The 13590-nt window shown below is 61.6% G+C and carries 15 protein-coding genes; 8 read left to right on the top strand and 7 right to left on the bottom strand.

Annotated elements, in window-relative coordinates; translation table 11 throughout:
- Positions 1-66 precede the first annotated feature (66 nt).
- Positions 67-753 (bottom strand): response regulator transcription factor, encoded by a 687-nt coding sequence (locus ACR3EK_RS13575; protein ID WP_093964262.1) that lies wholly within the window; start codon positions 751-753, stop codon positions 67-69.
- Positions 754-915: 162 nt separating this feature from the next.
- Between ACR3EK_RS13575 and ribA the strand changes: the two genes are divergently transcribed.
- Positions 916-2010: a GTP cyclohydrolase II gene (gene ribA / locus ACR3EK_RS13580; RefSeq protein WP_480633625.1), complete on the top strand. Its 1095-nt coding sequence runs from the start codon at positions 916-918 to the stop codon at positions 2008-2010.
- Positions 2007-2507, top strand: coding sequence for a L,D-transpeptidase family protein (locus tag ACR3EK_RS13585; protein ID WP_170420021.1), 501 nt, complete (start codon positions 2007-2009; stop codon positions 2505-2507). The genes ribA and ACR3EK_RS13585 overlap by 4 nt, the downstream gene beginning before the upstream one ends.
- Here the strand turns inward: ACR3EK_RS13585 and ACR3EK_RS13590 are convergent.
- The gene (locus tag ACR3EK_RS13590) at positions 2491-3150 is read right to left on the bottom strand and encodes a YggS family pyridoxal phosphate-dependent enzyme (RefSeq protein ID WP_480633626.1); all 660 of its coding nucleotides are present in this window, start codon (positions 3148-3150) and stop codon (positions 2491-2493) included. The two genes, ACR3EK_RS13585 and ACR3EK_RS13590, sit on opposite strands and share 17 nt — an antisense overlap.
- Positions 3151-3253: 103 nt before the next feature.
- Complete coding sequence (locus ACR3EK_RS13595) at positions 3254-4354, bottom strand: porin (RefSeq protein ID WP_480634026.1); 1101 nt, start codon at positions 4352-4354, stop codon at positions 3254-3256.
- Between the two features lie 280 nt (positions 4355-4634).
- Here ACR3EK_RS13595 and ACR3EK_RS13600 point away from each other — a divergent pair, with 280 nt between their 5' ends.
- The 5 genes from ACR3EK_RS13600 (at position 4635) to ACR3EK_RS13620 (ending at position 9923) form a co-directional block, all read left to right on the top strand.
- A complete protein-coding gene (locus ACR3EK_RS13600) occupies positions 4635-5123 on the top strand; it encodes a DUF3576 domain-containing protein (RefSeq protein WP_170588615.1) in 489 nt (162 codons plus the stop codon).
- A 72-nt stretch (positions 5124-5195) separates the two neighbouring features.
- Positions 5196-7733, top strand: coding sequence for a leucine--tRNA ligase (gene leuS, locus ACR3EK_RS13605; protein ID WP_480633627.1), 2538 nt, complete (start codon positions 5196-5198; stop codon positions 7731-7733).
- A complete protein-coding gene (gene lptE, locus ACR3EK_RS13610; RefSeq protein ID WP_170342238.1) occupies positions 7720-8220 on the top strand; it encodes an LPS assembly lipoprotein LptE in 501 nt (166 codons plus the stop codon). The genes leuS and lptE overlap by 14 nt, the downstream gene beginning before the upstream one ends.
- Positions 8217-9245 (top strand): DNA polymerase III subunit delta, encoded by a 1029-nt coding sequence (gene holA / locus ACR3EK_RS13615; protein ID WP_170342235.1) that lies wholly within the window; start codon positions 8217-8219, stop codon positions 9243-9245. The genes lptE and holA overlap by 4 nt, the downstream gene beginning before the upstream one ends.
- Before the next feature lie 81 nt (positions 9246-9326).
- Positions 9327-9923, top strand: a complete 597-nt coding sequence (locus ACR3EK_RS13620; RefSeq protein WP_170529704.1) for a glutathione S-transferase family protein — start codon at positions 9327-9329, stop codon at positions 9921-9923.
- Here ACR3EK_RS13620 and ACR3EK_RS13625 read toward each other — a convergent pair.
- A complete protein-coding gene (locus ACR3EK_RS13625; RefSeq protein ID WP_480633628.1) occupies positions 9920-11110 on the bottom strand; it encodes a TIGR03862 family flavoprotein in 1191 nt (396 codons plus the stop codon). The genes ACR3EK_RS13620 and ACR3EK_RS13625 overlap by 4 nt on opposite strands.
- Positions 11111-11158: 48 nt before the next feature.
- Between ACR3EK_RS13625 and ACR3EK_RS13630 the strand changes: the two genes are divergently transcribed.
- Complete coding sequence (locus tag ACR3EK_RS13630) at positions 11159-11455, top strand: HNH endonuclease (protein WP_170582585.1); 297 nt, start codon at positions 11159-11161, stop codon at positions 11453-11455.
- Here the strand turns inward: ACR3EK_RS13630 and ACR3EK_RS13635 are convergent, their stop codons facing one another.
- Genes ACR3EK_RS13635 through ACR3EK_RS13645 form a run of 3 tightly spaced genes read right to left on the bottom strand, consistent with a single transcriptional unit; the run spans position 11456 to position 13541 of the window.
- Complete coding sequence (locus tag ACR3EK_RS13635) at positions 11456-12190, bottom strand: VOC family protein (RefSeq protein WP_480633629.1); 735 nt, start codon at positions 12188-12190, stop codon at positions 11456-11458.
- Positions 12187-12795 (bottom strand): enoyl-CoA hydratase/isomerase family protein, encoded by a 609-nt coding sequence (locus tag ACR3EK_RS13640; protein WP_480633630.1) that lies wholly within the window; start codon positions 12793-12795, stop codon positions 12187-12189. Before ACR3EK_RS13640 ends, ACR3EK_RS13635 begins: the two co-directional genes overlap by 4 nt.
- Complete coding sequence (locus ACR3EK_RS13645; protein WP_170420014.1) at positions 12792-13541, bottom strand: SDR family oxidoreductase; 750 nt, start codon at positions 13539-13541, stop codon at positions 12792-12794. Before ACR3EK_RS13645 ends, ACR3EK_RS13640 begins: the two co-directional genes overlap by 4 nt.
- Between the last annotated feature and the right edge of the window lie 49 nt (positions 13542-13590).

Raw genomic sequence — 13590 nt, forward strand, 5'->3', positions numbered from 1 at the left:
ACGGGATGGGATTATCCTAAAGATGCCTGCAGAGTATCACTTTGATCCACATCAATCCACCTATGGTTACGACACCAGTCGATATCCACCAGATTCTGTGACCAAAAGGCGCGCATTGGAGGGATCGGGCTCGATTTTCTGACGCAGGCGGTAGATGTGCGTTTCCAGCGTATGTGTGGTTACACCGGCGTTGTAGCCCCAGACCTCGTGCAGCAGCACATCGCGCGCCACCACGCCGTCGGTCGAGCGATACAGGAACTTGAGAATGTTGGTTTCCTTCTCCGTCAGCCGAATCTTGCGGTCGTCCTCGGTGATCAACATCTTCATCGCCGGCTTGAAGGTGTACGGCCCCAGGACAAAAACGGCATCTTCAGACTGTTCGTGCTGGCGCAGCTGCGCACGGATCCGGGCCAGAAGCACCGGGAACTTGAACGGCTTTGAAACATAGTCGTTGGCACCCGCATCCAACCCCAGGATCGTATCGGCATCGCTGTCATGGCCGGTCAGCATCAGGATCGGGCTTTTGACCCCCTGCTTGCGCATCAGGCGGCACAGCTCGCGCCCATCCGTGTCGGGCAAACCCACATCCAGGATCACAAGGTCATAGATGGCTTCGCGCGCCCGCTCCATCGCGGATTGGCCGTCGGAGGCTTCGAATACATCAAAGTCCTCGGTCATCACCAACTGCTCGCTGAGCGCCTCGCGCAGGTCTTCATCGTCATCGACCAGCAGGATTTTCTTGAGTTGCGCCATGTCCCGGTCCTCCTAAACCTTTTGCAACACTTGAGCGTGGAAGATGCAATCAACAAGTTTTGCTGCAATGCTCTCACGCCCTCGTGTCTGGTGGGCCGGAAATGTTTCACATTTCCTTTCGAACGGGCTAGGACGAGGGTCGAACGTTACAGGATAACATCAATGAGTCTCATTCCAGACATCGCCGAGTTGCTGGCCCGGGCGCGTGCCGACCTTCGGATGGGCGTTCCGGTCGTGCTGACGGATGACGGGGATTTCAGCGTTGTCGCCGTCGCCGCAGAGACACTCAACCCGCAGCGTCTGGCGGACCTGAGGGGTCTGGGCGACACGCCTGTGGTTGCCATCACCGGACGACGGGCCGAAACGCTCAAAGCCCGCGCCTATGACGGTGATCTTGCTCGGGTCGTGATTCCGGCCGAGGCTGATCTGGGGTGGGTGCAGGCGGTTGCAGACCCGTCCGATGACCTGAATGCCCCGATGAAGGGGCCCTTGATGACTCAGCGCCAGGGCAATGCACACCTGCATCGCATCGCAATCGCACTGACCAAATCCGCCCGCCTGCTGCCCGCCGCGGTGGTGGTTGCAGTCGAAAACGGCCAGGCCTTTTCGGCGACACACGGTCTGACCTGCATCGACCACACACGCGCCGCGCCGCATCTGGCCGATCGCAGCCCCTTGCACGAGGTGGTCGCCGCGCGCCTGCCGATGGAGGTGTCCGAGGCCGGTCGTCTGCACGTCTTCCGCCCAGAGGACGGTGGCGAGGAGCACTATGCCATCGAAATCGGCCGCCCGGATCGCTCGAAACCTGTTCTGGCTCGGTTGCATTCCGCCTGTTTTACCGGTGATCTGATGGGCAGCCTGAAATGCGACTGCGGCCCGCAACTGCGCGGTGCCCTGGCCCAGATGGGGGCCGAGGGGCATGGGATTCTGCTGTATCTCAACCAGGAAGGTCGCGGGATCGGCCTGGCCAACAAAATGCGCGCCTATTTCCTGCAGGATCAGGGCTTCGACACCGTCGAAGCCAACCACCGGCTTGGGTTTGAAGATGACGAGCGCGATTTCCGCCTTGGATCGGACATCCTGAAATCGCTCGGGTTCAGCTCGGTCCGGTTGCTGACCAACAACCCGGCCAAGATCGCAATGATGGAACGGACCGGTATTGCCGTTACCGAGCGTGTGCCGCTGAAGGTCGGGGAAACTGCCCACAACCGGGCCTATCTGGCGACCAAGGCCTCGAAATCGGGCCACCTGCTGTGAGCCCTCTTGATCTGGTGGTAACGCCGACCGGAGTGCGGTTCTTCGGCCGCAGGTTTCCCTGCACCATCGGCAAAGGTGGCCTGAGCAACCACAAGCGCGAGGGCGACGGGGCCACCCCCACAGGGCACCACCACATTGTCGGAATGCTGTACCGCCCGGATCGGATTGCGCCTCCCGCCCCGTGGGCTTTGCCCATCGGGCCGGGCGATCTGTGGTCGGATGACGATAGGGATCAGGACTACAACCAACACGTTCGGGCGCCCTATCCATGCAGTCACGAACGCCTGCGTCGGGCTGACCCGCTGTACGATCTGGTGCTGATTACCGATTGGAATTGGCCCGTCGCCACACCGGGCAGCGGATCAGCGATCTTTCTGCATCAGTGGCGCAGACCGGGTTATCCTACCGAAGGCTGCGTGGCGTTCCGGCGCGACCATCTGCACTGGATCGCGCGGCGCGTCGCACCCGGAACCCGGATCATCATTCCGCGGATTTGACCCGGTCACCAAAGATGGCCGACCCCACCCGGACATGAGTTGCACCCAGCGCGATCGCGGTTTCAAAATCGCTGCTCATCCCCATGGACAGGCCATCCAGCCCGTTCCTGCCCGCGATCTTAGCCAGCAAAGCAAAATGCAGCGCGGGCTCCTCGTCGACGGGCGGAATGCACATCAACCCACGCACCGGCAGGTCAAGTGATCGACATTCGGCGACAAAATCATCGGCCTCGGCGGGCATAACCCCGGCTTTCTGGGCCTCTTCGCCGGTATTCACCTGAATGAACAGATCAGGACACTGCCCCAGTTCTTGCGCCAGCCGCGCAAGGGTTTTGGCCAGTTTGGGACGGTCGACCGAGTGGATCGCGTTGCACAGCTCCATCGCCTGCCGCGCCTTGTTGGTTTGCAGCGGACCAATCAGATGCAGATCAATATCGGGATAGCTTTCACGAAAGGCGGGCCACTTGCCGGCGACCTCCTGCACCCGGTTTTCACCAAAACACCGGTGACCCTGCTTCAACACGGCCTCGACCCGATCGTTGGGCTGCACCTTGGATACGGCAATCAGCCGGACCGAGCCCTTGGGGCGGCCGGCTGCGGCTTCGGCCTTGGCGATGCGAGCGGTGATTTCTTGCAGCGACATGGATTCCCTCTGTTTCCATTTGTCCGCAGAAAAACACCATGTCAGCACAAAAGAAAAGGGCGGGTCCGAAGACCCGCCCTCAAACCTTGCGGTTCAGATCAACTTAGAAGTTGAACTGAGCACCGAAGTCAGCCCGCAGCTTGCTGTCGCCGTCGCCAACTTTGGTTTGGCCAATACCACCGCGCAGGGATGCTCCGCCGCCCAGATCGTAAATCGCGCCAATGCCATACGCCTGCTTGTCGTCATCAGCCGAGCCGTCGCCGTAGGCGAAGGTCAAGGTAGTTGCAGCACCCAGATTATAGGCCGCCGACAAGCCATATGCAGTGCCGTTCTTGGAAGCATCCGCAACGTCGTCATCTGCAACAAACAGAGTGCCCGAGAAGTCACCCCACTCGCCGCCCAAAGTCAGAACGGTCAAGGTGTCTTTCTCGCCGCCAGGCGCAGCTTCAGTTTGGCCGTACGCAATAGCGGCAGTGATGTTGCTAAAGGTGTAGGTTGCACTGATATCCCAGCGGTCCAGACCTTTTGTTTCGGTTAGCACACCACCCGGAGCGGACCATGAGTCGGCACCTTGATCATAGGACGCACCAAAGGCGAAGTCGCCAACAGCGTACTGGAAGAACACACCATTCACGCCAGCACCGGTCGACGTGTATGCTGCGAAGTCGTAATCAACTGCTGCATACTGGCCAATGAAGTTTTCCAGCCCCGGCTCGTTACCGTAGTAGTTTGCCAAGTTGTCGAATGAGCCAGCAATGTTACCAGCGTCAACACGCAGACCGCCGTAGATGACCGAGAAGCGCGCACCGTTCAGGCCTGCTTCACCAGCTTCACCATCGTTGGTATCATCAGCCTGCAAACGAACACGAGCTTCAAAGCGGACGCCACCATCGGTTTCCGCGATGCCGTCGATGTTCAGACGGAAGCGGGAGACCAGGATGGTCTCTTCAACCGGGCGGTCCAAAACTGCTTGGCCGGTCACCGAAGTCGTCGTGGTGGTCACACCAGTGATTGTTGCCCCACTAGCTGTGGTCAGCGTAACACCAGTTGTCGTGCTAGTGTTGGTAAACTGCACTGTTGTTTTAACGCTGTTGTCTTCTTGGTAGCTGATACCAAAGCGGCCATAACCGCTGAACTTAACTTCGGCCGCGGCAACCGATGCGGTTGCGATCAGTGCGGTCGATGCGAAGAGAACTTTTTTCATCTTGTTTCCCTCGGTTTCAATAATTTCTACTCGACACATACCTGCTGCATATGTCTCAGCACGCAGACCGTTTCGCTCTTTTTGCCCCTGTTGCGCAAGCATGCCTTGGACAGCTTTGGTTCTTTGGCCCCAAATTGGTGCAAGGATGCCACAGTCGAATTCGCCCCGATTTTCCAGTGACACTGGTACGTAAGCCAAGAATAGGGTTGTTGCAGCACAGTACGTTGTCTAGGAGTATCTCCTAGCAAAGCAAAACATGTGAAAACAGGACCTGCCGACGATGCGCCTGCTAATGATTTTGGGTTTGACCGTTTTGACTGCCTCCGTTTCTGCGTGCGGGCAGAATCGTGGCGCGCCTCCGAATGAAAAGTACTTGAATGTGGATGGCACTTCTAGTGAAGCCCGCGAGCTCAATGATCCGAATCGCTCGACCATCTGGGATGTGTTCGGCCCCAACAACTCGGAACAGGCCACCAATGTGAACCGCTATCTGTGGGCGGCGTCGCTGGATGTTCTCAGCTTTTTGCCGGTGCAGGAGGTGGATCCGTTTACCGGCGTGATCATAACGGGTTACGGCAAGCCACCGGGCGGCGGGCGGTCCTATCGGGCAACGGTGCACATCAGTGATCCGGCCCTGGCGGCGCGGTCCCTGTCGGTGGCGCTGCAGACCAGCGGAGGCGCTCCGGTCAGCGCGGCGACCACGCGTGCGGTCGAAGATGCGATTCTTTCGCGGGCGCGCCAGCTGCGGATCGCGGACAACAAGCTCTAGCAACCCGCAGAAAATCACAATATTACCACGCCGGGCCCCTGCCCGGCGTTTTCATTCACGAAGGACCGCATGATGTCGCGTTACTCGGCCAACGAAATCGAAGCAAAATGGCAAGAGGCCTGGGACAAGGCCGGGATCTTCACCGCCAAACGGACGGCGGACAAGCCGAAATACTATGTGCTGGAAATGTTCCCCTATCCGTCGGGGCGCATCCACATGGGGCATGTGCGCAACTACACCATGGGTGACGTGATCGCGCGCCACAAGCTGAGCACCGGGCACAACGTTCTGCACCCGATGGGCTGGGATGCTTTCGGGATGCCGGCGGAAAACGCGGCCATGGCCATCGGCGGCCATCCCAAGGACTGGACCTATGGCAACATCGCCGACATGCGCGCGCAGATGAAGCCGCTGGGCCTGTCGATCGACTGGTCGCGCGAATTCGCGACCTGCGACCCGGAATATTATGGCCAGCAGCAGGCGCTATTCCTCGACATGCTGGATGCGGGGCTGGTCTATCGCAAGAACGCCGTGGTCAACTGGGACCCGGTGGACATGACAGTTCTGGCCAATGAACAAGTCGAAAACGGCCGCGGCTGGCGCTCGGGCGCATTGGTGGAGCGGCGCGAGCTGACCCAGTGGTTCTTCAAGATCTCCGAGTTTTCGGAAGAGCTTCTTGATGCGCTGGATACGCTCGACAATTGGCCCGCCAAGGTGCGGCTGATGCAGGAAAACTGGATAGGCAAGTCGCGCGGTCTGGAGTTTTCCTTCGAGCGCACCGACGACAGTGCACCCATCACCGTCTATACCACGCGGCCGGACACGCTGTTGGGGGCGTCTTTCGTGGGTATCTCGCCCGATCACCCGATAGCCAAGCAGCTTGAGGCCGAGAACCCCGAAGTCGCTGAATTCGTTGCCGAATGCCGCAAGGGCGGCACCACGGAAGAGGCCATCGAGACCGGCGAGAAGCTGGGTTTCGACACCGGCATCCGCGTCAAACACCCGCTGGACCCGAACTGGGAACTGCCGGTCTGGATCGCGAATTTCATCCTTATGGATTACGGCACCGGCGCGATCTTTGCCTGCCCCGCGCATGACCAGCGCGACCTGGATTTCTGCCGCAAATACGACCTGCCGGTAATCGACACCTTCTTTGCCCTGGATGACGATACGCCGGTGGACAAGATCGCCTTCGTCCCGCCGAAAGAGCAGAAGGTGCGCTGGGTCAACCATTTCGCCGGTCTGACCGAGGCCACCGGACAGGAAGCCATCGACGCGACTATCGACTTTGCCGAGAAGGCCGACTGGGGCAAAGGCGTGACGAAGTACCGCCTGCGCGATTGGGGCCTGTCGCGCCAGCGCTACTGGGGCTGTCCGATCCCGGTGGTACATTGCGACGATTGCGGCGTGGTGCCCGAAAAGAAGGAAAACCTGCCGATTCGCCTGCCCGACGATGTCACCTTCGACAAACCGGGCAACCCGCTGGATCGTCACCCGACCTGGCGGGACTGTGCCTGCCCGTCCTGCGGCAAACCGGCCAGGCGCGAAACCGACACGATGGACACGTTTGTCGATTCGTCGTGGTATTTCGCCCGTTTCACCGCCCCGCGGGCGGAAACGCCGACCGATCTGGCCGAAGCCGGGTACTGGATGAACGTGGACCAGTATATCGGCGGCATCGAACACGCGATCCTGCATCTGCTGTACTCGCGGTTCTTCGCCCGGGCCATGCATCTGACGGGGCATCTGCCCAAAAAGGCGATCGAGCCGTTCGACGCGTTGTTCACCCAGGGCATGGTCACCCATGAAATCTATCAGACCCGCGACGACAAAGGCCGCCCGGTCTATCACCTTCCCGAAGAGGTCGAGGACGGCAAGCTGAAGGCGACGGGCGAGCCGGTCGAGATCATCCCCTCGGCCAAGATGTCGAAATCGAAGAAGAACGTGGTCGACCCGGTCAGCATCATCTCGGCCTTCGGGGCGGACACCGCGCGCTGGTTCGTTCTGTCCGATTCGCCGCCCGAGCGTGACGTGGAATGGACCGCCGCCGGCGCCGAGGCCGCGCACAAGCACCTCAGCCGCGTGCACCGCATCGTGTCCGAGATCGCCGCGTCCGACGCCCCGGCCAATGCCGAGGACGAAGCGCTGCTGCGCGAGATGCACAAGACCATCCATGACGTGACCGGCGGGGTCGAATCCTTCGGCTTCAACGCCTCGATCGCCAAGCTCTATGCCTTTACCAACACGCTGGCCAAATCCAAGGCGGGCGCGCAGGCCAAGCGGCAGGCGGCCAAGACGCTGGCGCAGCTGATGTCGCCGATGACGCCGCACCTGTCCGAAGAGCTGTGGCAGATGCTGGGCGGCGAAGGGCTCGTGGCGCTGGCGCCCTGGCCGGTGGCGGACGAGTCGATGCTGGTCGATGATACCGTCACCCTGCCCATCCAGATCAACGGGAAGCGCCGTGCCGAAATCAGCGTGGCCAAGGATCTGGACAAGACGCAGGTTGAAAGAATCGCGCTCAGCACCGAAGCTGTGCAGAAGGCGCTGGATGGCGCTGCTCCGAAAAAGGTGATCGTTGTTCCGGGCCGGATCGTGAATGTCGTTGTTTGACCGCAGAAACCTGCTGCTTTCGTTGGCGGCGTTGACCGTGGCGCCCGCTTGTGGGTTCCAGCCGGTTTATGCCCCGGGCGGCGCTGGCAGCGAATTATACGGCAAGGTCGCCGTGTCAGCACCAGATTCGGTCGAAAGCTACCTTCTGGTGCAGAATCTGGAGCAGTCCCTCGGGCGCAGCGTCAGTTCAGCCAAGGATTACAGCCTGAATGTGCAGGTCTCTACGGTGACCCGCGGGGCCGCCATCACGACCTCGAACGAGACCAACCGGTATTCGATTGACGGGCGCGCCAGCTATACGCTGAGATCCAATGAAACGGGCCAGATCCTTGTGTCCGGCACTGTGGCCGATTTCGTAGGCTACTCCGCCGCGGGGTCCACCGTTTCCACGCTCGCTGATGAACGGGATGCCAAAGAGAGGCTGATGGTCATCCTGTCCGATCAGATCGTCACGCGCCTGTATTCCGCACCGGGCCTGGCTTCATGAAGCTGTCCCCGCGCGACGCCGAGGGGTATTTCGCCAAACCTGACCCCGACAAGACGGGATTGTTGATCTACGGCGCCGACGCGATGCGCGTCGCGCTCAAGCGCCAGCAGGTATTGGCCGCGCTGTTGGGCCCGGGTGCCGAAGAGGAAATGCGCCTGACCCGTCTTCCGGCCTCGGATCTGCGGGCGGATCCTGCCCTTCTGCTGGATGCCGTGAAGGCTGTCGGGTTCTTTCCCGGCGCGCGCGCCGTATTCGTCGAGGATGCAACCGACGCCGCAACCCCGGCGATCACCGCCGCGCTCGAGGATTGGGCGCCAGGCGACGCTCAGATCATTGTGACCGCCGGGCAGCTCAAGGCCAGCTCGAAGCTGCGCAAAGCGTTCGAAGGCCATCGGGCCGCCTATGCGGTCGGGATCTATGACGATCCACCGTCGCGCGCGGAGATCGAGCGTGTTCTGGCCCAAGCCGGACTTGCGAGCGTTCCCCGTGACGCGATGTCCGTGCTCAGCGATCTGGCCACCGAACTCAGCCCGGGCGACTTTGCGCAAACCGTTGAAAAGCTGTCTCTGTACAAACGCGGTGATGCCTCAGACGTTGCCGTCGAAGACATCGAGGCCTGCGCGCCGCAATCCAATGAGGCGGCCCTGGATGACGTTCTCAACGTCGTTGCCGAAGGCCGATCCGGTGAAATCGGGCCCCTGATCCGGCGGTTGCAGGCGCAGGGAACAAATGCGGTGTCCCTGTGCATCGGCGCGACCCGCCATTTTCGCACGCTCTATGCCTGCGCCTCGGACCCCGGTGGCGCAGCGCAAGGGATCGGCAAACTCCGGCCGCCGGTTTATGGCAAGCGGCGTGACCGCATCCTTCGGCAGGCGCAGACTTGGGGCGCGCACAAGCTGCAGACGGCTTTGACCGTGCTGACGGATACGGATCTGTCTCTCCGGTCGGCAGGGCAGACTGCCCCGGCCATGGCCCTGGTCGAGCGCGCTCTGATCCGGCTGGCCATGCTGGCGCGGTCACGCTGAATTGAACTGACGGCGCGTCCGACTTGACGCGGCGGCGCAGTCCCCCACCCTGACGCCAGAGCAACCACGCAGGAGCATGACATGTACAAGATCTACGGGCGCATCCAGAGTCGTGCCTCTCGGGTGATCTGGCTATTGGAGGAACTGGGGCAGGACTATGAGTGGATCGATGCGGGCCCGCACGACCCGCGCGTTCTGGACCTGAACGGCACGGGCAAGATTCCTGTCCTGCAAGATGGTGATGCAGTCATTTCGGACAGCGCGGCGATCATGACTTATCTGGCGGACAAGCACAGGGCCTTCACCTACCCCGCCGGCACCCCGGAACGGGCCGAGCAGGATTCGTTGTTGCACGCGCTGTTGGAAGAATTCGATGCTCCGCTGTGGCTGGCCGCCCGCCATATGTTCATTCTGCCCAAGGACAAACGCGTTCCACAAGTCGTCGAAACCGCCCAGTGGGAGTTTGACCGCAGCTTTCAACACATGGGACAGCGATTCAAAGGGCCATTCCTTCAGGGCGAGCAGATGACGATCGCGGACATCCTGTGCGTTCACTGCATGAGCTGGGCAAAGTCGGCTGGATTCCCGATGAATTCAGACAGCCTGAAAGCCTACGGCAAGCGCGTTCGCGAGCGTCCGGCCTACAAGAAACTGGGTGAAATGGCCAAATCCGCCTAATCCGCTTGGGACAGCCCGGCCCATTCTGCAGCCGAGCGCCCCGCCCAACGACCGGTCGCCAGGCATGCGGTCAGCAGATAGCCACCGGTCGGGGCTTCCCAGTCCAGCATCTCGCCTGCGCAAAACACGCCGGGCTTGGCTTTCAGCATCAGCCCCGAGTCCAGCCCGCTTCTCGCAACCCCGCCTGCGGTTGAAATGGCTTCGTCCAGCGGGCGCAAGCCTGCGTTGCGAACAGGCAAAGCCTTCAAAGTCTTGACCCAATCATCCCGGCGCAGATTCTGCCCGTGTGTCATTTCGTGGAACAAGGCGATCTTTGGCGGCGGCAGGCGCAGGCCGTTCTTCAACCAACGCGTCAATGTGGTTTTCTGGGCAGCTGTCGACAAACGCCTGGACAGATCCTGGATCGTGCGGTCCGGCACGAGGTCCACATACAGATCAGCACCCTGCCGAAGCGCGGGTGTCAGCGGGTAAAGACCGCCCCCTTCCAGACCTTTGTCTGAAATGACCGCCTCGCCACGGCTGGCAAGGTTGCCCGCGCGCCACCGAACAGATTTCAGCGCCTGACCGAAATACGCGGCCATATGGGGGCTCCATTCGACGGACAGTGCGGCGTTCGATGGTGCAAAAGGGAACAGCGGAACCCCGGCATCGGCCAGAGCCGGCGCCCAGGCGCCATCCGACCCCAGACGCGCCCAGCTGGAACCGCCAAGCGCCAGAACCGTGACGTCAGCAACCACTTTCTGCCGACCTGCCGGCGTATCAAAGACCAGCGCGGGGCCGTCCCAACCCAGCCAGCGCCAACGGGTACGGATCTCGACCCGCATCTCTTCCAGCCGCGCCAGCCAGGCGCGCAGCAATGGCGAAGCTTTTTTTGATTTGGGAAATACCCGCCCTGTGGACCCCGTGAACAGATCTTGACCCAAGTCCCGCGCCCAGCTTTGCACGCTCTGCGCATCGAAGGCGGCAATCATTGGGTGCAACCAGTCCGCCGCATCGCCGTAGGCCGAAATCAGGCGGTCAAACGGCTCGTCCTTTGTCAGGTTCAGACCGGACTTCCCCGCCATCAGGAATTTGCGGGCCACCGAGGGTTTGGCCTCGGCAACCAGCACATTGTGCCCGGCCCCGGCAAGTTCTTCGGCGGCCATCAGCCCGGCGGGGCCTGCCCCGATCACCACTGCCTGTGCCATATCTGCCCTCTTGCCTCACTTGCGTTCAGCCGCGACTGTGTTCCGGTGATGACGAACAGCGATCCGATCTGCCCGCTCTGCAACCGCCCGATCCCGAACGGGACCGGCAGCCTGCACCATCTGATCCCAAAACTCAAAGGTGGCAAGGGCGGTCCCACGGTTCTGCTGCACAAGATCTGCCACAAGGAGGTGCACGCCACCCTGACCGAAGCCGAGCTTGCGCGAGACTTCAACACTGTCGAAAGCCTGCGCACGCATCCCCGGCTGAACCGATTTCTGGACTGGGTACGCAAACGTCCGCCTGGATTTCAATCCAAAGTCCCGGGCCGACGCCGCGGCCATTGATCAGGCTGGCAGGAACGGGTCACCCATCGGGTCTGTTTCCGTTGCAGACAGGCCCTCGACCTCGATGCCCAGAAAGTCTGGCGCGGGAACGATCCGCGCATCGGGAATATGCTGATATTCCAGAGTGGTATAGGGACGTTTCCACAGCCATTCGCGATTTGCGACCGCCCAGAGATCAGGGTCCGGCGGCACCTCGGTCGTGAAGGCATAGAAATGCAGATCAAACCCGTGCGAGGCCACGTCCTGCATGGAAAGCAGGCGCAGGCCCAAATCCCTGCAAAACGCATCCTCTGCCGAAATGTCGCCGGTCCGCAGAGTGATCTGGCCCACGGCGGCCTGTCCGAACGGGTTCTCATCCCGCTGCTTTTTGGGCCGCTTCCCCTCAAAATCATGCTGAAGAAGCTCGATCGAGAAGCCTTCGGGGTCCGAGAGGTGGCACATGTAACCGATATCTCGAAACTGGGCCGGACGGCTGACGTTGATGCCAGCGCGCCGAAGCCATTCCGCCGCTTGATCGAGATCTGGCAAGGTGATGCCGATCTTCCAGTATCTCTGACCCCGGTCGTGGGCGTATCCGCCGCCTTCGGGCAACAGCAGAAGGTCGGCGCTGGGCCCCGGATAGCCCACTCGCCGCGCATCTCCCTCGGCACGAACGACCATGCCGAAGTTTACCTTGTAGAACTCGGCCAGCCGTGCGGGATCAGCCACACGCAGGCGAAGGGCAGCGATCCTCATACGCACATCCCGGCGATACCGGCCGCCGTCTGCGGATCAGCGGCTAGGCTGTCCGCAACCAGGTCCCGCGCGGTCTGCATCAGATCTTCCGGAGCGACCACCCGGTCCACCAGGCCAAAGGCAAGCGCTTCGTCCGCCGTGACCTTCTGGCCTGCCATCAGGATCAACTTGGTCCGGGCGGGGCCGATCAGCGCCCGCATGCGTTTCACGTCCGATGGCTGCGGCAGGAACCCCAACCGCATGACCGGGTAGAAGACCTTGGCCGTGGGCACCGCGATGCGCAGGTCACAGGCCAAAGCCATACCGTTGGCCCCGCCCGCCATGGTGCCGTTCAACGCAGCGACGGTCAGGCAGGGCAGCGCCGCGATGGCTCCGGACAAACGCTCCCACAGGTCCGAGGTCGCAAGGCCTGCCCGCGCCTCGTCCAGATCGGCGCCGGCACTGAACACCTTGCCCGCTCCGGTCAGGATCAGGGCGCGCGCCTCTTGGGCCGCTTCCGCGATCTGCAGCAGGTCCGACAACATGGCCCCGGTCAGGGCATTGGCCTTGCCGGGGTTGTTGATCGTGACCGTCCACAGACCGTCCTGCTGGGTCAGGTCGATCACGTCAGGCCGATCCTCTGGCGAATGTCATCACGGCGCAGCGAAATCTCGGTTCCCAGAAACTCGTCCGCATCTTCCGAGCACATCCACAGCAGCGCCCGCGCCGGCCAGTCGGCCGGGATGTGATCGTCCCAGTCCAACTGGCTGACCGGGTTGATGCCGCTGGCCTTGATGACCCGCTGCATGTCGGTCGCCACCGTGCCCGGGGACAGACCCATGGCACGTATGCCGTGATGCGCCTCTTCCAAATGCAGACATTCGGTCAGCATTTTCGCCCCGGCCTTGGACGCGCAGTAGTGGCTCCAGGCCTCGACCGGGTTCGAGGCGGCTCCGGAGGAAACGGTCAGGACCGTCCCGCCGCTGGCCGCCCGCATCAGCGGCAGAACCGCGCGCATCCCGTGGAACACACCTTTGAGGTTGATGTCGATGGCCTTGCTCCAGGCTGCTGGATCGGCATTTGACAGGTGAAAAATCGGATCGATCACACCCGCATTGCCGATCAGCACGTCCACGCGGCCAAAGCGGTCGGCGCAATCCGCAACCGCTTGTTCCACCTGCGCAAAATCGCTGACGTCGCAGGACAGCGCGATGGCGTTCTCACCCAGTGCCGCGGCCAATGCATCGATCTGATCATGGCTGCGCGCTACCAGCGCGACATTGGCGCCGGCTGCGGCAAATACGCGCCCTGCTTCGGCGCCGATGCCGCGGCTGGCTCCGGTGATCAGTACTGTTTTGCCCTTCATGTGCATCCTGTAATCCTTTTGGATTGAAATCGGGTAAAGTGGTACCGCGCAAACG

Source organism: Ruegeria sp. BC8 (assembly GCF_056535705.1).